The organism is Chryseobacterium sp. P1-3, from assembly GCF_000738495.1.
Classification (GTDB): Bacteria; Bacteroidota; Bacteroidia; order Flavobacteriales; family Weeksellaceae; genus Chryseobacterium; species Chryseobacterium gallinarum.
The window spans coordinates 212,537-233,019 of the sequence record NZ_JPEQ01000014.1; the positions used below are offsets into that span (position 1 = coordinate 212,537).

Annotated in this window: 14 protein-coding genes, 7 tRNA genes, 1 other RNA gene and 2 pseudogenes; 6 read left to right on the forward strand and 18 right to left on the reverse strand. The window is 34.2% G+C overall.

What is annotated here, in order from left to right; genetic code table 11:
• Positions 1 to 35: 35 nt before the first annotated feature.
• The 15 genes and pseudogenes from HX13_RS18345 to rpsU form a co-directional block, all read right to left on the reverse strand.
• Positions 36 to 3,135 (reverse strand): annotated as a pseudogene (locus HX13_RS18345) (efflux RND transporter permease subunit).
• Between the two features lie 62 nt (positions 3,136 to 3,197).
• The gene (locus HX13_RS18350) at positions 3,198 to 4,283 is read right to left on the reverse strand and encodes an efflux RND transporter periplasmic adaptor subunit (RefSeq protein ID WP_050022259.1); all 1,086 of its coding nucleotides are present in this window, start codon (positions 4,281 to 4,283) and stop codon (positions 3,198 to 3,200) included.
• 2 nt (positions 4,284 to 4,285) lie between these two features.
• On the reverse strand, positions 4,286 to 5,527 hold the full coding sequence (locus tag HX13_RS18355; protein WP_128572499.1) for a TolC family protein: 1,242 nt from the start codon (positions 5,525 to 5,527) through the stop codon (positions 4,286 to 4,288).
• Positions 5,528 to 5,730: 203 nt separating this feature from the next.
• A complete protein-coding gene (locus HX13_RS18360; protein WP_050022260.1) occupies positions 5,731 to 7,095 on the reverse strand; it encodes an ATP-binding protein in 1,365 nt (454 codons plus the stop codon).
• The gene (locus HX13_RS18365) at positions 7,096 to 7,776 is read right to left on the reverse strand and encodes a response regulator transcription factor (protein ID WP_050022261.1); all 681 of its coding nucleotides are present in this window, start codon (positions 7,774 to 7,776) and stop codon (positions 7,096 to 7,098) included.
• Between the two features lie 321 nt (positions 7,777 to 8,097).
• Positions 8,098 to 8,169: transfer RNA gene (locus HX13_RS18370), tRNA-Thr, on the reverse strand.
• 41 nt (positions 8,170 to 8,210) lie between these two features.
• Positions 8,211 to 8,283: transfer RNA gene (locus HX13_RS18375), tRNA-Gly, on the reverse strand.
• An 89-nt stretch (positions 8,284 to 8,372) separates the two neighbouring features.
• Positions 8,373 to 8,453: transfer RNA gene (locus HX13_RS18380), tRNA-Tyr, on the reverse strand.
• Positions 8,454 to 8,471: 18 nt separating this feature from the next.
• Positions 8,472 to 8,545, reverse strand: a tRNA-Thr gene (locus HX13_RS18385).
• An 89-nt stretch (positions 8,546 to 8,634) separates the two neighbouring features.
• Positions 8,635 to 8,707: transfer RNA gene (locus HX13_RS18390), tRNA-Gly, on the reverse strand.
• Between the two features lie 86 nt (positions 8,708 to 8,793).
• Positions 8,794 to 8,874, reverse strand: a tRNA-Tyr gene (locus tag HX13_RS18395).
• 18 nt (positions 8,875 to 8,892) lie between these two features.
• A tRNA-Thr gene (locus HX13_RS18400) sits at positions 8,893 to 8,966 on the reverse strand.
• Between the two features lie 108 nt (positions 8,967 to 9,074).
• Entirely contained in the window at positions 9,075 to 9,365 is a 291-nt protein-coding gene (locus HX13_RS18405) for an HPF/RaiA family ribosome-associated protein (RefSeq protein ID WP_002976393.1), read from the reverse strand.
• A complete protein-coding gene (locus HX13_RS18410) occupies positions 9,362 to 10,249 on the reverse strand; it encodes a tyrosine-type recombinase/integrase (protein ID WP_050022262.1) in 888 nt (295 codons plus the stop codon). The genes HX13_RS18405 and HX13_RS18410 overlap by 4 nt, the downstream gene beginning before the upstream one ends.
• A gap of 82 nt (positions 10,250 to 10,331) precedes the next feature.
• A pseudogene (gene rpsU / locus HX13_RS22255) lies at positions 10,332 to 10,531 on the reverse strand (30S ribosomal protein S21).
• Positions 10,532 to 10,787: 256 nt separating this feature from the next.
• Between rpsU and ssrA the strand changes: the two are divergent.
• The 6 genes from ssrA to HX13_RS18430 all read left to right on the forward strand — a co-directional run bounded on the left by ssrA (position 10,788) and on the right by HX13_RS18430 (position 16,572).
• Positions 10,788 to 11,191: a transfer-messenger RNA gene (ssrA, locus tag HX13_RS22260) on the forward strand.
• 246 nt (positions 11,192 to 11,437) lie between these two features.
• Positions 11,438 to 12,133 carry a phage integrase SAM-like domain and Arm DNA-binding domain-containing protein gene (locus HX13_RS24800; protein WP_238555489.1) on the forward strand — a complete coding sequence of 232 codons (696 nt, stop codon included), beginning with the start codon at positions 11,438 to 11,440 and terminating at the stop codon, positions 12,131 to 12,133.
• 76 nt (positions 12,134 to 12,209) lie between these two features.
• Positions 12,210 to 12,668 (forward strand): site-specific integrase, encoded by a 459-nt coding sequence (locus HX13_RS24805; protein WP_238555515.1) that lies wholly within the window; start codon positions 12,210 to 12,212, stop codon positions 12,666 to 12,668.
• 329 nt (positions 12,669 to 12,997) lie between these two features.
• On the forward strand, positions 12,998 to 14,737 hold the full coding sequence (locus HX13_RS23000; protein WP_202962931.1) for a class I SAM-dependent DNA methyltransferase: 1,740 nt from the start codon (positions 12,998 to 13,000) through the stop codon (positions 14,735 to 14,737).
• Between the two features lie 403 nt (positions 14,738 to 15,140).
• Positions 15,141 to 15,902: a hypothetical protein gene (locus tag HX13_RS23005; RefSeq protein ID WP_202962932.1), complete on the forward strand. Its 762-nt coding sequence runs from the start codon at positions 15,141 to 15,143 to the stop codon at positions 15,900 to 15,902.
• Positions 15,895 to 16,572, forward strand: a complete 678-nt coding sequence (locus HX13_RS18430) for a hypothetical protein (protein ID WP_050022264.1) — start codon at positions 15,895 to 15,897, stop codon at positions 16,570 to 16,572. Before HX13_RS23005 ends, HX13_RS18430 begins: the two co-directional genes overlap by 8 nt.
• A 1,283-nt stretch (positions 16,573 to 17,855) precedes the next feature.
• Here HX13_RS18430 and HX13_RS18440 read toward each other — a convergent pair.
• From HX13_RS18440 to HX13_RS18450, 3 genes are all read right to left on the reverse strand, one after another.
• Positions 17,856 to 18,995, reverse strand: coding sequence for an AAA family ATPase (locus tag HX13_RS18440; protein WP_050022266.1), 1,140 nt, complete (start codon positions 18,993 to 18,995; stop codon positions 17,856 to 17,858).
• A gap of 66 nt (positions 18,996 to 19,061) precedes the next feature.
• The gene (locus tag HX13_RS18445) at positions 19,062 to 20,012 is read right to left on the reverse strand and encodes a DUF262 domain-containing protein (RefSeq protein ID WP_050022267.1); all 951 of its coding nucleotides are present in this window, start codon (positions 20,010 to 20,012) and stop codon (positions 19,062 to 19,064) included.
• Between the two features lie 178 nt (positions 20,013 to 20,190).
• Complete coding sequence (locus tag HX13_RS18450; RefSeq protein ID WP_050022268.1) at positions 20,191 to 20,370, reverse strand: hypothetical protein; 180 nt, start codon at positions 20,368 to 20,370, stop codon at positions 20,191 to 20,193.
• Between the last annotated feature and the right edge of the window lie 113 nt (positions 20,371 to 20,483).

Genomic DNA, 20,483 nt, shown 5'->3' on the forward strand with positions numbered 1-20,483 from the left:
TTTCAGGCTCAGTTATGATATAAAATGAAAGATAATCAAACTTGACGAAGCTTTTTTGTCCTGTTGAAAATCCAGAAAATAATCGGAAAAATAAGTAATGTCAATACAGTAGCGGTGATAAGTCCTCCGATAATGACAATAGCCAGAGGCTTTTGAGATTCCGATCCGATCCCTGTAGACAAAGCCGCCGGCATCAATCCGATAGAGGCCATCAATGCCGTCATGATGACTGGTCTCGTTCTGGATTTTACTCCATTCAATATAGCGGTATCTATATCCAATCCGTTTTTAACATTCTGGTGAAATTCTGTGATAAGGATGACCCCATTTTGTATACAAATCCCCAAAAGGGCAATCATTCCTACTCCTGCCGAAATACCAAAATTGATCCCCGTAACATGCAATGCAATGATACCGCCGATCAGTGCAAAAGGTACATTGGCCAATACAAGCAGAGAGTCTTTGATGTTTCCGAACAAAATAAACAACAGAAAGAAAATCATTAAAAGGCTTACAGGAACCACCTGGGCTAAACGGTGTGAAGCACGCTGCTGGTTTTCAAACTGTCCCGTCCAGCCTACAGAATAACCATCCGGAAGCTCTATAGTTTCCACTTCCTTCTGGGCATCGGCAATAGTACTTCCCAGATCCCTGTCGCGGATTGAAAATTTAACCCCTATATATCTTTTAATATTATCCCTGTAGATAAAGGCAGCACCGTTGTCCTTAACGATATTACTAATTTCTTTTAAAGGAATTTTTGTACCCTCCTGCGTAGGTACCATCAGTGAAGCTATATCCTTCTCATCTGTTCTGTACTCCTGGGAATAGCGGAGACGAATAGGAAATTTCCGTTCTCCATCAAACATTTCAGAAGCTGTTTTTCCTCCAAACGCCATTTCCAAAACAGCCTGTGCATCCGCCGGCATGACACCGTAAGCCGCCATTTTATCTCTATCAAGTATCACACTTACTTCCGGCTGTCCAATATTTTTAATGATTCCCGGATCTTTTACTCCCTGTACATCTTTTATTTTTGTCAAAACTTCATGAGCCAGCTTATCCAGGGTTTCCAGGTTGTCTCCATAAATTTTGATTCCGTTTTCTGCTTTAAAGCCTGCCACTGCCTCTGCTACATTATCTGAAATCGGCTGGGAATAATTGAATGTAATCCCCTGGTAGCTCCTCAGCTTTTTATCAATTTCGTTAATCAATTCATCATAAGTAATCTTCCGCTTCCATTCTTCCCTGGGTTTAAGGTTTACCGCAAACTGTACGAACCCGAACCCGTTGGGATCTGTTCCATCATTACTTCTCCCCGTTTGTGCCAAAACATCTGTAACTTCAGAGAAACTCATGATATCTTTCTTTAGTAAGTCTGCTGTTTTCAGAGATTCTTTTAATGAAGAACTCATCGGCATTTCTGCAGTAATCCAAAGGGAACCTTCATTCAGCTGTGGCAAGAATTCCGTCCCTAAGAATTTACCAGAAAACAAAGTCACTGCCAGAAATGAAACCGCAACAATCATACTCATTTTCTTGTGTTTGAATGTGAGGTTGAATCCTTTTAAAACGATCCTGTCCCAAAAATTCACAAAAGGATTGTTTTTCTCTTTTACATTTTTATTTAAAAGAATATGGGAAAGAACGGGAACAAGTGTTAATGTAAAGATCAACGCTCCCATTAAAGCAAATCCTAGTGTAAAAGCTAAAGGAGAAAACATTTTTCCCTCTACTTTCTGGAATGAGAAAATCGGAATTAAGGAAGTGATAATGATTAATTTTGAAAAGAAGATTGCCTTTCCCAATCCTGTACCGGTTTGTTTGATCCATCCTCCTTTTGCCAGCTTATTAAACTTTTCCATTCCATATTTATGAGCTTTATGGTCAAGCATTACAAAGAGTCCTTCCACCATAACGACGGCTCCGTCAATGATAATTCCGAAGTCTACGGCTCCTAATGAAAGCAGATTGGCACTCATTCCTGCCAGTTTTAAACATAAAAAAGCAAATAATAAGGATAAGGGAATGATAATGGAAACGATCAAAGTAGTCCTCCAATCTGCCATAAAGATCAGAACGATCACGGTTACCAGTACAATTCCTTCAATTAAATTGTGCATTACGGTGCGCGTGGTGAAATCCATCAGGTTATCACGATCGTAAAAAGTCACCATTTTTACATCTTTCGGAAGGATTTTTTCATTAAGCTCTTTAATTTTAGCTTTTACTCCTACCAGAACTTCTCTCGGATTTTCGCCTTTTCTCATCACCACAATCCCTTCGACCGTATCATCGTGATTGTTCAGGGCTGCCTGTCCTACCCTAGGCATAGAGCTTTCGTGTACTTCCGCTACATTTTTTACCAAAACAGGGTTTCCGCTATCATTCTGGATAGTAATATTTCCAATATCCGCCACCGATTTTACCAAACCGATCCCTCTTACCACATAAGCCTGCCCATTCTTCTCAATAACATCTCCCCCTACATTCAGGTTACTTTTGGTAACGGCATCATATACCTGAAGCGGAGTCAGGTTATATTTATCCAATGCTCTAGGGTCAATACTAAGCTCAAATACTTTATCCTGTCCTCCGAAAACGTTTTATATCAGCTACTCCCGGCACGCCTCTCAATGCCCGGTCAATGACCCAATTCTGTAATGTAAGCAGCTTACGTGAATCTTTTGTTTTACTTTCAAGCGTATATCTGAAAATTTCCCCGGTTGGCCCGTAGGGTGGCTGTACTTCCGGATCTACCTCATCAGGAAGACTTATGGTTCTTAACTGGTTATTGACCTGATTTCTGGCAAAAGTATCATCCACCCCATCATCAAACAGAATTTTAACAATGGAAAGCCCAAACATTGTAGTGCTTCTCACACTGGTTTTCTTCTGAACCGGGCTCATAGCCAGCTCTATGGGGGTGGTAACAAAGCGTTCCACTTCTTCTGCACTACGTCCATTCCATTGGGTAATAATAACAATCTGGGTATTGGTAACATCCGGAAAAGCTTCAATAGGCATGTTTTTGAAACTTATAAATCCGGAAATCGCCAGAATAGCAACCCAGATAAAGGTAAATGCTTTATTTTTCAGTGAAAAAGCGATTATATTTTTTATGAATTTGTTCATGATGAATACATTGATGACCTAAAAAAGCCGTTGAAAGAATTGATTGGATATCATTACAAGTGTTAGCTATTCAAAGAGCGGTATATCAGCAGTTGGTTATTTGTAATAATTTCCTCTCCTTCTTTTAAACCATCCGAAATATAGGTAATATCACCTACCTGTTTCAGAACTTTCACTTCTCTGACTTTTACATCCGTTCTGGATTTAAAAACAACGACAAAACTTTTGTTATCATCAAAAATCACAGCCTTAGAAGGTACAGTAAGCATCGTCTTACTTTCCAGACTGGACACCTTTATCGTAGCCTTACTGTCCGGAATCAACAGTCCGTTTGCATTATCAAGCACTACTCTTGCCTGCATGGCATTCGTTTGGGGATCAATAATTTTAAATATCTTGTCGATTTTACCGTCAAATACTTTATCCGGATAAGAAAGTGTAGAAACCTGAGCTTTCATTCCAAGACTTATTTTATCAATATCGGATTCATTAACGTTCATAATCGCCCATACATTCGTTGTATTGGCTACGTCAAAAATATTTTCACTCCTGTCACTTCTCAGCTGCATATCCTTATTGATATTTTTCTGAACAATATATCCGCTGATTGGTGCTACAACACTATAAATATTTCCTGTTTTTACATTGTAAACGGTACTTACCGCAGTAGCCCTCTGCAGCTGATCCTGTGCTTTCTGCAACTGACTTTTAGCTTCCAGTACATCTCTTTCCGTATTCAGTTTTCCTTCATATAGTTCTTTTGCTACACGCAGGTTGTTTTTGGCAACTACCAAATCGGTTTTGGCATCGCTTACATCTTTCTGGATCTCGGCGAGTTCCGTACTCCTGATGGTAGCCAGTACCTGCCCCTTTTTCACGTAATCTCCAAGTTCCACATTTACACTCATCACGTTTCCTCCTACCAGAGGATATACATCTATATAGCTGTTTTTATCGGCAGAGATTTTTCCGTAAAAACTATATTCATCTTCTATATTCTTTCTTTCAACTTTTGCCAAAGAAATAGAATTCAGCATCGTATTGCTGAGTTCAAAGCCTTTTTGGGCCCTATCTGTTTTTTCTTCCTCTTTTTTTGAACAAGCCAATAATGATAAGGCTATCAATCCGTGGATTATATATTTTTTCATTGTTAATAGAAGATTTTGGTTTGTACTAATTGATTAAGCTGCTCTGAAGCCTGCATAATTTCATTTTTCATATCGTAAATCTGAAGTGCAGTTTCTCTGTAACTATCCATAAAGTCTGTAAATTCAATAAGATTCACATTGCCTTTTCTAAAGTTGGTTAACATTCCGTTATACACCAGGTCCATGTTCTGGAGATCGGCAGTTTTAATTTCCAATAGCTGATCATACTGTGCTTTCCAGGCCTTGTAAGCAGACTGAACTTTTGTTTCAAGGGTTAGTTTCTGAAAGTCTGCATTTCTTTGGTTTTGTTGAATGGCATAATTGGCTTTTTCTACATTCCCCTGATTTACTTTCCAAAGAGGTAAAGGAATCCCCAACGTCAGATTAATTTCATTATTGAAGGTTCCTCCCGCCTGATCCCAGCCGGCTCCTACATTCAGATCAGGAACATTCAGTGATTTCTGCCATTGAGCATACAGCTTACTATTATCAATCAGTTTTAAATTGTACCGGTAATCCGCGTTATTTTCCAGCGCCTTTTTTTTCAGCTCTTCTTCATCCCCAAAAGGCTGAGCCGCCAATGCTTCTTTAGCTTCTGACTCGGACATCTGAGGTTCTATATCTTCAGAAATTCCCGTTAACACTTTCAGGTTTTGCTCAAACTCAAGAATATTCTTATTGATGGCGAGTTTATCATGATTCAGCTGAATCACAATACTCTGAAGTCTTACGGCATCTTTCAGCGATACGTTTCCTTTGGCTGATTGTATCCGATAGGCATTTAAAAGGTCATTCATATACCCTAACTGCTTATTTGTATTTTCAAGCTTTAATTTCTCATAGTAAAGATTAAAGTAAGCAGAACGAAGCTGGGTTCTCAGATCTACTAAAAGCTGGGTAAACTGAAGCTGGGCCAGTTCTTTATTGGATTTTGCGAAAGCAATTTCATTTTTCTTTTTGCCTCCCATATAAATCAGCTGGGTGATACCCGCTCCTTTTGAATGGCCTATATCGAATATTTTCTTCCCTTGGGGATTATATGCATTAACCTGCCCGCTCAACTGTGGAAGTTCCCAGATCCTGGCCTGTAAAATATCCGCCTCAGCCATACTGATATTGTACTGTTCGGCAAGCAGCTGAAGATTGTTCTTCTGAAAAGCTTCTTCACAGTCCAAAAGAGACATTTGTTGTTGTGCTGCCATGAATGAGGAAATAGCCAAAAACAGCACGGCAATTTTGTTCATTATTTTTCTTTTACTTACAAAATTGCCTTGATGTGATTAAAAGAAACTTAAAGGATCCTTAAAAAAAAATTAAAATCGTTTAAATAAAGGGATTCAAAAAAGAAGGCTTTAACATTTTTTTCTCACTCTTTGAATTTTACCTAAAATAATTTCAGGATTTCAAAGAATATATTTTAATTTATGAGCTGAATATATAAAGAGAATTATTTTTTAAAAGTTACACTGAATTTGTTCAGGTATTTTTCAGGAGAAGAATAAGAAATTCCCGCATCATGATATTCCAGTATCCGTTTCACAATCCGGAGCCCTAAACCGGATCCTGCTATATTTTGAGCATTGTTCCCCCTCATAAAAGCTTCAAATAATTTGGACCGCTCTTCTTCGGGAATTGTATCTCCACGAGAGATTACATCCACCGTAAGATAATCGTTATTTTCTGTAATTAAAACCTTTACTTCAACGTTGTCAGAATATACAGCTGCATTCTTAAACAGATTGATAAAAACAATAACTAATAACGATGATATTCCATTGATAGTAAGAAGTGCATTTTCAGAGGTTTCTTCAGTAATCAAAAAATCAAGTTTAAGATCCGGATAACTTTTTTCTACGGCTTCAAAAGCTTCAAAAATTACCTCATCAATCCTTACCTCTTCATAAATACTCTGAATATTTTCTTTATCAAATTTTGTAAGCAACAGTAACGAATTAGTCAGGTCAGACAACTGATAAACGTCCCGCTGTATCTGCTGTAATGCGGAAAGTGTTTCAGGGGAATGCTCTTCAAACTTAATTAAGTTTTCCAGTTGAAAAGCCATCCTTGTAATAGGAGTGCGGATCTCATGGGAAGCACTGGCGGTAAAATCTTTCTGAGATTGGAAAACGTCATTTAACCGGGCTATCATTGTATTAAAAGATTGTGCGAGAACCCCTACTTCATCATTGGAACTCTGTACCGGAATCTGTGTGGTTAATTTATGAGCAGTCACCTCAGAGATTTCCTGATTAAGATCTTCCAAAGGACGGAGGAATTTTTCTACAAAATAATAACTGAAAAATCCAATGAGAAGTGTACTCATTACATAGGACAGAATCAGAAGGTATTTAAGGTAAACCAATTTAGATTTTCCGTTGGTATCAAACGCACTCGTAAGAATATAGTAGTTCTCCCCATTGATATTTTTTAATGCCGCATAAATTTCAGGAACTGTTTTTTCAGTATAAATAATCTTTTTTTTATCCAGTTCATTAAGCATGGTGTTATCCCAGGTTACATTGCGGTCCTTGATTGTGCTATAGATCAGTTCTTTTTCTGCATTAAAAATCAAAATTTTCTCATTCAGCAGGATATTGTCCGAGTTTTCATTAAAAAAAATAGGTGCTTCTTCTTCAAAATCTTTAGATCTTGAAATGAAATGAGTGGTAAATTCAAGCCTTTGTCTGAATCTTTCTTTAAACTCTTCTCTTCTGAAATCATTAAAAGATAAATAAATAACGGCCATTACCATTCCAAAAAGCAATGAAAAGGCGATACTGATCGTTAAAGCAATCTTTCTTTTTAATGACATTTATAGCGGGCTTAAGTAATATCCGAATCCAGAACGGGTATGAATCAATTTAATTTTAAAATCTTTGTCGATCTTTTTTCTTAAAAAATTGATATAAACCTCTACAGTATTAGTATTGGTATTAAAATTATGTTCCCATACATGTTCTGTAATCTGCTGTTTGGAAACTGTCCTTCCCTGGGCTTCCGCAAGATATACCAATAATTGAAATTCTTTTAGAGTAAGGGTAATTTCATTTCCACCACGATATACTTTCTGTTCTGTTTTATTGATAATCAGGTCATCAATTCTGATGATATCCTGGTCAGAAGTATCAGAAGGAGCCTTTCTTCTTAACAAAGAATTTACTCTTAAAAGCAACTCTTCAAACTGGAAAGGTTTTACCAGATAATCATCAGCAAGTCTTGTAAACGCATCCTTTTTATCCGAAATATCTCCATAAGCGGAAATAATGATAATGGGTGTATGTTTATCAAAAGACCGGATTGTTTGGCAAACGTCCAGCCCATTTATTTTAGGTACATTGATATCCAGTAAGTAAAGATCATAGCTATTGCTTTTAATCTGGCGAAGAAAGGTCTCTCCGTCATAGATTTTATCACAGGTAAAATTATTAGATTCTAAAAATCGGCAAAGCTCAGCAGATAGAATGAGATCATCTTCTAATAAAAGAATATTCATCAACAATTATTTTACACGAATTTAAAGAAAATTTTTAGGATTGTGATTCTAAAGATGAAGTAAATAGAATATGAAAAAAACGGATTATATTCTCACTCTTCTAAATTATTTTATCTTATGGATAATATAGGTTTTGGCTAAAGCCAATGGAAAAGAGTCTATTTTTTTTTTTAAACGGACTAAAGTCCATTTCTATTGAGTATCTATTGAGATCAAGTTGTGAGGAACAAACTTTTATGTTTAGTTTCCAACTTTTACAATTCTACACTTACCTGAAGTTTAGAGCAAAAAAAATCCCGGAATCAATCCGGGAAAATCGAGAGCCAACTACGGGACTTGAACCCGTGACCTCTTCCTTACCAAGGAAGCACTCTACCGCTGAGCTAAGTCGGCATCAACTAAAAAAATCACACTAATGAGCGTGATTTTTTTTGAGCGGAAGACGGGGGTCGAACCCGCGACATTCAGCTTGGAAGGCTGACGCTCTACCAACTGAGCTACTTCCGCAATTTTGTTTCCAAAATTATTGGTAAACGCTGTGCAAAACTAAGAAAACTAATTTAATTCTGCAAGTTTTTTTTTTCTAATATAAAATGTGGGGAGAGCAGGATTCGAACCTACGAAGCCGAAGCAACTGAGTTACAGTCAGTCCCATTTAGCCACTCTGGAATCTCCCCAGATATTTTATATTAATGAGCCTCCAGAGGGATTCGAACCCACGACCCCGAGATTACAAATCACGTGCTCTGGCCAACTGAGCTATGGAGGCATTTAATAGTAGGACTGAAAGTGGTTGAGAAATTCTACTCTTTACATTTCAGTGTTAAAAAAAATCACCCCTAACGTGTGATTTTTCTGAGCGGAAGACGGGGGTCGAACCCGCGACATTCAGCTTGGAAGGCTGACGCTCTACCAACTGAGCTACTTCCGCAATTTTGTTTCCAAAATTATTGGTAAACGCTGTGCAAAACTAAGAAAACTAATTTAATTCTGCAAGTTTTTCTCTAATATAAAATGTGGGGAGAGCAGGATTCGAACCTACGAAGCCGAAGCAACTGAGTTACAGTCAGTCCCATTTAGCCACTCTGGAATCTCCCCAGATATTTTATATTAATGAGCCTCCAGAGGGATTCGAACCCACGACCCCGAGATTACAAATCACGTGCTCTGGCCAACTGAGCTATGGAGGCAAATTAAAAAAGAATTCAAAAGATCACTGCTCCTTTTTTGCGAGTGCAAATATAGAACGGATTTTTTGAATTCTCAAATTTTTTATGAACTTTTTTTAAACTTTTTTCCTAAGCCATTTCTTTTTTCTTGATTAGTAGCTTTTTAGCAGTATCAACGCAAAGGTCCAAACTTTCTTCAAAACTTGTAGTGGTTTTTTTTACTACGATATCATCTCCCGGAACCGCCAAAATAATCTCAGCTGTTTTATTCGCTTTATCCGAATTATTTTCTACTTTCAAAAAGACTTTACACTCCTGAATTTTATCATAGAACGTGTCTAATTTACTTACTTTTTTGTCGATGTGTGATTCTAGTGGTTCGTGAGGAGTTAAACCAATTGATTGTACTGAAATCTTCATAATTCTTCTTTTTTTGATGCTCTGGGATGAGCCTGATTAAACACTTTTTTCAATTGTTCAATATTAGCATTCGTATAGACCTGAGTACTGGCAAGACTTGAATGCCCTAATATTTTTTTTACTTTGGAGATCTCCGCCCCATTATCCAACACGTGCGTAGCAAAACTATGACGAAGGATATGAGGACTTCTTTTTTCTTTCGTTGTTATAAGACTAAGGTACTTATTAACTACCAAATAAACAAATTTTTCATTGAGTTTTTTCCCCTTCTTATTCACAAAAAAATAGGATTGATATTCTGCCTGTGGCTTTCTGATTTCCAGATAGTTTTTCAGCAATCCGGACAGATCGCCTGAAATAGGAATCACCCTTTCCTTATTTCCTTTCCCGGTTACTTTTAATTCATTCCCATTTGTATCAACATGCTCAAATATCAGGCCACAAAGTTCTGCCTTACGTATTCCTGTCTGATAAAGCACTTCCACGATACATTGTTCCAATATATCATGGACCTGCTCAAAGATACGTTCATTAAGACCCTCCATTTCTTCTTTAGACATGGGAATTTGCTTCTCTGCATAAAACTTCAGGGAAGAGATGCCTTCAGTGGGAGACACTTTGATTTCGCCTATTTTTAAAAGGAAAAGGTAAAAACTTCGGAGTGAAGATAATTTCCGGTTGATACTTCTTTTGGAAATATGGTTTTCACTGAGTTCAACAATAAAGTTTCGGATTATTTTTTTGTCTGCCTTAGTGATGTCTTCAGAAGACTCTGTACGCAGATAGAAATGGAAAAAGTCATCAAGATCTTTTTTGTAGCTTGTGATGGTATGAGGAGAGTACCTCTTTTCAAGTGCCAAGTATTCCAAAAATTTTTCAAGCATCATCCGTTAGTATAAAAACAAAAATTCACTTCTCAAATATAAGAATTTAAGAAGTGAATTAGTATTTGGTTAAGAAAAAATCTTAAGCCTGCTCTTCTTTGCTAAGTGCTCTTTGTTTGTAAGCCGCTTTTAGTCTGGCTTGTCTTAACGTTACAGAAGGCTTAATAAACTGTTGTCTAGCTCTTAATTGACGAACTGTACCAGTTTTTATCAAATTTTCTTTTATATTTTTTTTAATGCTCTGTCGATGGATTCCCCATCTTTTACTGGAATTATTAACATATTTTACATCTCATTTTGGATTGCAAAAGTAGACATTTTTTCTTAAAGTACAAAATTTCAACATCTTTTCTTAAAAAACTACGTATTTTCAGGTATTCAAAGAGAGAACTTGCTCGTTCCAGGAACCCTAATTACAGTTCAAACAAATAATGGGTTTAAACTACAAATAACAGATATAATGATTATTTAAAAAAGCTATAGATAGTATTCATGCTATTTGAATAAAATATTTTATCTTTGCATTCACTTATTTATAGGGGTTGACTGGTTTCGACAGCAAGACCAATGGGTAAGTAAGCATGCAGAGAACCGTAGCGCGATCTCTATAATCCCTTGCTACAGAATTTTAACTGGCAACGAAGAGTTCGCTCTTGCAGCTTAATAATCGAAGTATAGTAGATTCAAGCGTTTTCCTGAAGATTTAGTAAGGAAGCAAGATATTCCACAAATGCCTCGTTCTGCGGCGTTTTGATCCTGGGATATAGGAATGCAGAAATAAGGTGATAGAAGCTTCGGCTATCACACGAAAATTTTAGAAGATAAGCTGGAAGTTGAGCGTCTGCTCTCTGCTTCCCGTCGAAAACCAATAGCAGAATAAGCATGTAGAAAGCTTATGTATTGCTTGTTTGGACGAGGGTTCGAATCCCTCCAACTCCACCAGGTGGGAAACCAAATTAATCTAAAAGCCTTTAAATCCTAGTATTTAAGGGCTTTTTTATTTTTTGAGTTATCAAAATATACCAAAGAAATACAAATCGAACGTGAGTCATTCGGTGAGTCGTCTTTAGGTAGCTTTTGACTCACCGAATTCTCATTAAACAGCTTATTCATCAGCCTGTTCATTGATTGAACATCTTGTAGGTTTAAAGATTCAGCAATATTATTAATCTTTAAAATTAAAATGTTATGCAAACCTACAGCTTACTATTTTATGCCAAAAAGGCAAAGAACAACCCTGAATTATCTACAATTTACATGAGAATCACTGTTGCCGGAAAACGAACGGAGATTTCAACAGGACAAACGGTAAAAACCTCTCAATGGAGTATAAAATTAGGAAAGGTATCAGGTAATAGTCCCAATGGTAGACAATTAAACTCCTTACTGGAAAGCTTCAGAGCTAAATTATTTGAATGCTATAATTCCTTGTATAACGAAGGCAAAGAGATAACTTGTGAAAATCTCCGAAATAAATATTTAGGAATTGAAGAAAAAAAAGTTACTCTTATTGAAGCTTTTAAAGATCACAACTCAAAGGTAAAGGAACTTATAGATAGAGAATTTTCTAAAGGAACGTGGAAACGGTATGAAACATCATTACGACATACTCAGGCATTTTTGAAATGGAAATTTAATATCAGTGACATTGATGTCCGTCATATTAATCCCGGATTCGTTGCAGATTATGAGTTTTATTTGAGAACTGTGAGAAACTGCTCAAATAATTCTGCTGTAAAGTATATTAGAAATTTTCAAAAAATAATTAATATCTGTCTCAACAATGAATGGATTAGCAAAAACCCTTTTATAGGCTATAAATCTAAAATAGAAAGCGTCGATGTCAGATTCTTAACTGATATCCAGCTACAAAAAAATCCGTGAGAAGAATTTTAATTCTGACAGATTAAGAATAGTCCGTGATATTTTCGTATTCTGCTGTTATACAGGGTTAGCCTATATTGATGCCAAGAATCTTACAAGAGATAAAATAACAAAGGGAATTGACACAGGGTTATGGATAAAAACTAAAAGGGTTAAAACAAAGATCGAAGCCAGTATACCGCTGCTACCAGAAGCACAGGAAATTTTAAGCAGATATAAAAATCATCCGAAATGTGTAAATGAAAATACTGTTTTACCGGTACTAAGCAATCAAAAGATGAATGGGTATTTAAAAGAGATTGGAGACTTGTGTGACATTGATTTTGATATTACTTTTCACACGGCAAGACATACATTTGCTACTACGGTTACCCTCAATAATGGTGTACCTTTAGAGACCGTAAGTAAAATGCTTGGACACGCCAACATTAGAATGACCCAACATTATGCTAAAATACAAGATAAAAAAAATTGGAGAGGATATGTTGCTACTGAAAAGCATTCTGATAAAAAGGTAAAAAAAAAAATGTGTTAGAGCTATAAAGTATAGCTCCACCTCTTTCACCCATAGCTTCATAGAGATTTAATTTTAAATAGGAAGACATTACCGCACGAAGTATAGTATAGATTAAAAGTAGGGCTTGGATAATATAATCTAAACTTTTTTCAAAATAAATTCAGATGGTTTTAGCACAATTCCTCAGAAACCGCCAACACAAAAAAACGCTGATTTCTGTGAAAAGTTATTTTATCTGGAACAGGTAAGCAATTGAAAAATCACAGAAAATTTTGATATAACGAATTAATTCAGCTATTATAATTAGTATCTTTACACAGTAAACAATAACGTTATTATATCACAATATGCCAACAGCAGTTTTTGAAAAATATATTCAGGAACTTAACTTTTCCTTTATTTTAAATAAAGGAACAAGTGGTGTATTACTGACTTCAAACTACGAAAATCTTAACAAGACCATTGCTAGCCCGGATATTCTATTTTCATTAGAAACAGCATGCAAGTTTGAAGCAGATGCTGTTTATTTTCGCTATTTCCAAGATGGGAGGGCGGCTGTTCCACAGTTATATATCTTTGATTATACACAAAAAACTTTAAGTACAGAAGACCGAAATCGTATACATAGAAATATGTGGAACGGCTATCAAGTTCCTGCATACATTATTATTGAAAAATCAGTTATAAGTGTTTTCGACGCAAGGGAAAAACCTAAAGAGGAAAAAGAGTACTATGCAGAGGAAATCATCAGAAAAACAGGTGATGCGATAAAATCGTTCAATGCTCAAAGTTTTGATGATGGATTATTTTGGGAAGAGGAGAATAATAAAAAACGATTCCAATTTGAGCAATCAGCTACTCGAGATTTAATTCGAGGGCTTAAAAATGTTTATGAAGGATTTCAAAAAGAATCCAATCTGGATAAACATGTCGCTTTAAAACTTTTAGTACAGAGCCTTTTGATTAAATATCTTGAGGAGCGTGATGAAGATTCTAAAAGTGGCTATTTTGCAGGAACATACTTTAAGAATAATTTTCAGTGTGCTGATTTTTGTGACGTTATTCGCAAGGGGAAATTAATTCTTTTGCTAGATAAGTTAGCAGAAGATTTCAACGGAAAAATATTTGAATGGCATAAAGAAAATGAAGCTGATGCAAGAGAAGCTATTCAAAAAAGTGAAGTGCAAAGATTAGCTGACTACTTGGACGGAAATAATGATAATGGTCAACTTGTTATTTGGAGACTATATTCGTTTTCACATTTACCTGTAGAGGTTATCAGTTCTGTATATGAAGAACTGCTAACTGACAGCAAAGATATCGTTTATACCCCTGAGATGATTGTCTCTACGCTTGTAGATGAGTGTATGCCACTCAAAGTTCCTCAAAAGGACTTTAAGCTAATTGATGTAAGTTGTGGTTCGGGTATTTTTTTAGTCAAAGCATACAAACGTATTGTTCAATGGTGGAGATATGAACAATGGCAAAAAACAGGAAAGTTAGAGAAACCATCTCTTTCTGTCCTAAAAGATTTATTGCTAAAAAGTATTCATGGTATAGATATTCAACAAGATGCTATACGACTGTCTATTTTTAGTTTGGCTCTAGCGATTTTAGATGAAGTTAACTTAGATCCACCTACATGGGAAAAATTAAAATTCCCTGATATGAATGATAATGTTATCACTAAAGATTTCTTTGAGTTTATAAGAGATAATCCTCCTAATGATTTTTCATTGGTCATCGGAAATCCTCCATTTAACCCTCCGCAAACGGAAGAGGGAAAAAAGCAATCAAATAATGATTATTTAAAACACGTAGAAAAAAAATATGGCTATAAAAGTGAGATACGTATACCAACTCAGAATATAGCACTACATTTCTTTTTCCAATCTTTCAAATTATTAAAAAAAGATGGATTATTATGTTTAATACAACCTTCAGGACCTCTCTTATATCAAGATGAGCAGGATTTTAAAAATAATATTTTTTCAAAATTTAATCTTTTACAGGTTATAGACTTCTCTAAACTCTCAGAAAAAAATATGGGGGAAAGCAAATATTGCTACTGCTGCCGCCTTTGTTAAAAATACCGAACCTGATGATGAACCAGTCCTTCACCTAATTGCAGAACGTACCTTTTCGAATACGAATAAAATGTTTTTAGAGTTTGATTACTATAATTTTCATTTTATTGATAAAGTAAATGTATTAACAAACTCTTTTATATGGAAAACTAATCTATTAGGAGGTGGAAGATTGTTCGATCTTATACAGAGATTAGACCAACTTCCAAAATTGAATGATTATCTAGAAAATAAAAAGAAAAAATAATCATTGGGCTTTTGGTGTTGGGTTTATAGTAGGAAATAAAAAAACAAAAAGCAGATTATATAACTGGAAAGCAATATGTTGAAGTATCAGATTTAACAGAATACGGATTGAATCAATCTACAAGTTGTTTAATTGATGGTTTTGACAATCCTAGAAATGAGTATATATATAAAAAATCCTCACATTTTAATAAGAGGGATAATAGGAGATTTTAAAATCCCTGTTTTTTTATCAAAAGAGGACATAGCTTTTCCTAAAGGAATTATAGGTATTCATGCTCCCAAAAAAGATGTTTTAGATTTAGAAAAATTATATAACTACCTCGTTACAAATAGTGAAGTATTAAGGACATTTATTGTTTCAACTAGTGGAAGAGTATTGATTGATAAGGCTACAGCTTTAAACAAAGAAGATATTATGGCTATTCCATATATAGAAACTTCATTTGCCGTTTCAAAGGCAGAACAGTTGATTATAGGAGACATCCAAAAATATTACTCCAAAATCAAAAGTGAATATTGGTTAGAAGAAACAAATGTTGATTTTATCAAACAATTTGCTGATGTTTTTTGCAAGACACTTAATAGCGTATATCAGATTGAAAACAAGCAATTTCAAACATATAAAATTTTAGATACAGGCAATTACTTTGCTGTTCATTTTGAATACAGCGAAGAAACTATTACCTCTGTAGAAGAGCAAATCTCAGATTTAGATCAGTATATTAAAGAAGCTATTCCTCAAAGAGAATCCAACCAACAACACTTGCATATTCAGAAAATAATGAAAGTGTATGGTAGGGATAGTATTATTTTGGTAAAACCAAAGCAGTTACGTTATTGGCTACCCTCAATTGCATTACGAGACGCTGATGAAGTAGTTGCTGATTATGTAAAAGCCCGCTATCAAGATGCTTAGAGATAGTATGCCTCCATATCAATTACCTAAATCGAATGATTTATCTGTACCAAATAATCACGAGGTAGAACAGATTTTGTTATTTGTAGATGGTCATGTGTCGGAATTTCCTGAGTATTACAAAAAGATAAAAGATTCTGATCGGGAAAATAGGATTAGTGATTTCTTGGTCCATCATTTTCAACTTTGCAAAGTAGAGAATAATCAAGACTATTTCCCATTCGATTTTAGAAAAAATCCTACTCAAGAAATTTCAGGAAAAGAAACGGATATTGGTGTTTTTGTATTGACAAGAGGGAGAAAACCATCTCCAATTATTGAATTTGAAGCGAAGCGTTTTTCAGAAAATTCAAGTAATGAGCAATATGTATATGGTGATCGTGGAGGAATTGAGAGATTCAAAAGAGGTCATCATTCTTCTCACTTAAAGATATGTGGAATGTTTGCATATGTTCAAAGCCGTACTATCGGCGAATGGTATACCAAAGTAAATAATTGGTTAATAAACCAATTCAATTCAAATACAGATAGTTCAATTGATTGGTTAGAAAATGAACAACTTTTGAAGCATACTTCATTTTATTCCGTTGAAAAATACTCTTCACAACATAAAAGAAAAATACTTAAAGACAATATTTCACTTTGGCATTATTTCATTGATTTGGTTTAATTGTGTGCTATAATTCGGTATATAATCGAAATAGAAACCTCAAAATCATACATCTCACGGATATGTTCTTCAATATCGACACACTCATTCCTTTGGTATAGAACGAGATGATGATGATGATGTTAAACTATACATTTCTTCTAAATGAAAAACCATACCCTACTATATCAGTTTAGAAATATTAAGTTTGTTTAATTTAGAATTATATATGAAGTATAATCCTTGATAGTTTATCCTGTATTAACAATCTAAATTATTCTTCATAATATGTGACTTCATCCCTTTATAAGATTATTTATCAAAACTGCATTTTTACATTTATTCCTTACTCTTGAACAATATCTATCGTTGCTTGGGAGTTCCAGAATTATGGATTTTTTGTTTTGCAATACTAACCTCTTGTTTTTATTTTTCTTGAAACTTTTCTGTTAAATAAGTTTAAACAGGTTTATAGTATTAGAAATACTTTTTGCTTAAAATCCAATATCATCCTTCGGCCCAATATACCCAATATAAACTTTACAATTTTCATCATGGGGATAATAATATAATCTAAAAAACTCTCTGCCAAAACTCCATTTTATGTGTAAGCTAAAAACTTTCTTCCCAATTCCAGGACAATCAAATGTCCTAAGTGCTTGTGTATTTTTAACTCTTGTGGGCGTATCGGGTGAATTATCTAAGCCCAAATTTTTTATAATCAAAAACTCCCGTTTTCCATAAACTAGTAAATGAATCCAACCTCTTTAACTTCTGATTAATTAATGTAAATCTATCATCAGAAATTGATAGATGTGATATTTGATCCCAAACTCTATCACAAAAAACTAAATTAGGAAATAATATTTCTCTACTATCCCAAAATGTTTGAATCGTGTCAAAAGCGTTTTCACTAACACAGTTATGTTTAAAATCACTAAAACTTTCAAGATCAATAATTTGTCGATTAGCTAAAATATTTGTTGCGCTAAAATCAAAACCTTTAAAGCCATTACAGTCATTTGTATAAAGCGTATCAAATTCTGTTTCATTTGCTATATCAAAAGGAATTGAGACAAATGAATCAAATAATTTGTAACTTAGATTGATATATTCTTTGTTTAATTGCCTTGGAATATCGTAAAAATTACCTAAAGAACAGGTCTGACACCAAAAGCCTTCATAACGGATAAAGGTATCGCTACTTTTATCTTTATTTGTTACAACATCATTTAAAGCTTTAATTCCTTTTTCAAAATCCTCTATTGTTGCTACATTTAGGGCATCTTTAAATAAAAAAAAAATTATTCATCTTTTTTTCTAAGATTAAATAGTTTGGCGTAATCAATTTGTGTTTGATCAAAAAAACCTTTTGGCCAATCAGAAAGTTCCCCTTTTGATGTTATCGTAATTGGCTGTACATCTGGCTGAATAGCATTATCTTCATGATTGAAGAAATTGATAGTAATTTCTTCATTATTAATTCTTTCTTCAGCGACAGCTATTTGAATTCCATTAATCAAATGATCACTGTGTGTTTCTATAATAACATTTATACCAGCAGTTGCTACCATTGCTAAAAATCGACCTATTTTAGATTGTGCAGAAGGATGTAAATGGGCTTCAGGATTTTCAACAATAAAATAAGTACCCTTTTTTGCTGTTAACCCTGTCGCTAAAATAGGAAGAATGTAACTTATTCCAAACCCCAAATTAGTTGAAAGAGTTGGATCGGAAATTGTAAATTGATTTTCAATTAAAATCTGGGCCGTTAAAGTATTAGGACTATTTTCTACCCTAATTTTTACTCCTTTCATAATGAAATCTAACCAAAAATTGACTTGATCTTGTAGATAATTTGATTGGGTATCACCAAATCTCCTTTCATCCTCAACTTTAAAATAGCCATTTTCAAGTCCTAAAAGTTGTGCTGTTGTTTCTCCTTGCCAACCAGCATTCGGATAATCAAAAAATTGCATCGATTGGTTAATCCTGGGTCCTATCCTTTCTGCATTTAAATAGTAAAATTCTTGCTTAAATATAGGAAAATTAACTGTTTCTGTCTTTGCAGGTGTTTTTGGAGTTAAATATAATTTTGAATCACGATTATCAACATCATAGGTTACAGAAATTTCCTCTTTTTCATTGAATAATCCTAAGACAATTTCATTATTTGAAGCATTTCTATTAAGTACAAAACTACTATTACCAAGTGCTAGACAATACACTCCGTTAAGAGGTACATCCATACCATTAACTTTATTGAGAACATATTTTCCATTTATCCATTCTCCACAATGCTCAATTGTTCGACGAAAATAAAGTAATGCTTGAATGGAGGTGCTTTTACCATTTCCGTTAGCTCCTGCCATTATAGTCAGTTGATTTATACTAATGTCTGTATCAACAAAACACTTGAATTGATTGATTTTTAAATAGTCCATTACGGTAAGATCGTTGAAATTAATTCATCTGCTGCTTTAAATGCTGCTTGAATATTGGCTTTTGCATTAGTGCTGTAAGAAAGATACATAAAAAAGTTGCTGGTCATTAGTAACTTTTTCCGCTAATGGTAACGCAAGCGATTCAAAGTCTACTTGTTTTTTTAATTTGTTGGTATCAATACTACTTAACAAAACTGCCCAACTAACAAATAAAGCCTTATTAATTAATTGACGGTACGCTCCCTCACTTATATGATCAATTTTGCATTTTCTAAAAGAATATCTACCAAATAAATGATGAGCATTTTGCATTGCATTATCAAATAAATTGATATAATGTGAATAAGTAAATTTTTTATCCTTACTTAATATTTCAGTCAATGTATTAAGCTCGGATTCTATACTTCCATTATAATTATTTAATGCCGGATCCATTTCAAACTTTCTATGAAATAAAATAAAACGCAGAGCAAGTTCTTGTGCCTCCATACGCACATCTTTAATACTATAACCAGTTGCCTCTTTAAAGCTTTGTAGATTGACCATCTTTCGTAATGTAGTTCGTAATTCGTCACTGGATAGACAGTTTCTAATTTCTTGTGCATTCAATGGCTGTCCTCCAGTATTGATTCTGCGAAAAATATCATACTTTAATTTAAATGGTGAAGATGGGTCAATTACATTAACCGTAATCTGTGTCATATTAAACCATCTATAATATTTTGCATCAATAGCTTTTTCAGGATTATCATCAGTGTAAATCTTTCCATTACATTTATCACCCAAATACTCTAATTTACGTAAATGAAACTCGTTATCCATAAACTGTTTTATAGTACTTAATCTTTGTAACCCATCAACAACAGAAATCCTACCTTCATCATCTTGTGCAAAATAAAACATAGGTAATGGAATTCTCATTAAAATAGATTCGATTAATCTCGATTTTCTTTGATTGTCCCAAACGAGGTTTCTTTGAAAATCAGGGGTAAGATTAATATCACCGAATGTGATCATATCGTAAATTTGACGTAATGAAAAGGTCTTAGTATCTACTCTAATTTTATCAGGATCATATGGTGTACTGTCATCTTCATCATTTTCTGTATCTTCAGTTGTGAACTGCTTAGAGGGATTTAATTGGACTAAAAACTCTTCAAGAACTTCTTTTAATTCTTCAAGATTCTCTTCAAATTCAATCTTTTTTTTCTAAGATTATTAATTCGTCGTCTTTTAATCTCAATTTTAAAATTATTTCTCCATCAACAATAGAAAACAACCTAAATGTGACACTTCCATCATTTTCATCTACTTTTTCAATATCTATTCTTAATAAAATATCTTCCTCATTATTAATTTTTATATTTATTTCCATATAGTTATATGCTATTTTCTATAAATTACAACATTTTAGTAATACCAAAATTCTATAAGATTTTTAGGATCATTGATTTTCTCAAAATACTACTGTAAAAATACAAATTTTAA

Coding starts and splice junctions, on each gene's coding strand:
- HX13_RS18410 (WP_050022262.1), bottom strand. CDS start 10,249: ATGCTTGAAAAATTTTTGGAATACTTGGCACTTGAAAAGAGGTACTCT.
- HX13_RS18445 (WP_050022267.1), bottom strand. CDS start 20,012: ATGATCACATTCGGTGATATTAATCTTACCCCTGATTTTCAAAGAAAC.
- HX13_RS18405 (WP_002976393.1), bottom strand. CDS start 9,365: ATGAAGATTTCAGTACAATCAATTGGTTTAACTCCTCACGAACCACTA.
- HX13_RS23000 (WP_202962931.1), top strand. CDS start 12,998: ATGCCAACAGCAGTTTTTGAAAAATATATTCAGGAACTTAACTTTTCC.
- HX13_RS18365 (WP_050022261.1), bottom strand. CDS start 7,776: ATGAATATTCTTTTATTAGAAGATGATCTCATTCTATCTGCTGAGCTT.
- HX13_RS18440 (WP_050022266.1), bottom strand. CDS start 18,995: ATGGACTATTTAAAAATCAATCAATTCAAGTGTTTTGTTGATACAGAC.
- HX13_RS24800 (WP_238555489.1), top strand. CDS start 11,438: ATGCAAACCTACAGCTTACTATTTTATGCCAAAAAGGCAAAGAACAAC.
- HX13_RS18355 (WP_128572499.1), bottom strand. CDS start 5,527: ATGAACAAAATTGCCGTGCTGTTTTTGGCTATTTCCTCATTCATGGCA.
- HX13_RS18350 (WP_050022259.1), bottom strand. CDS start 4,283: ATGAAAAAATATATAATCCACGGATTGATAGCCTTATCATTATTGGCT.
- HX13_RS18450 (WP_050022268.1), bottom strand. CDS start 20,370: ATGGAAATAAATATAAAAATTAATAATGAGGAAGATATTTTATTAAGA.
- HX13_RS18360 (WP_050022260.1), bottom strand. CDS start 7,095: ATGTCATTAAAAAGAAAGATTGCTTTAACGATCAGTATCGCCTTTTCA.
- HX13_RS23005 (WP_202962932.1), top strand. CDS start 15,141: ATGAGTATATATATAAAAAATCCTCACATTTTAATAAGAGGGATAATA.
- HX13_RS18430 (WP_050022264.1), top strand. CDS start 15,895: ATGCTTAGAGATAGTATGCCTCCATATCAATTACCTAAATCGAATGAT.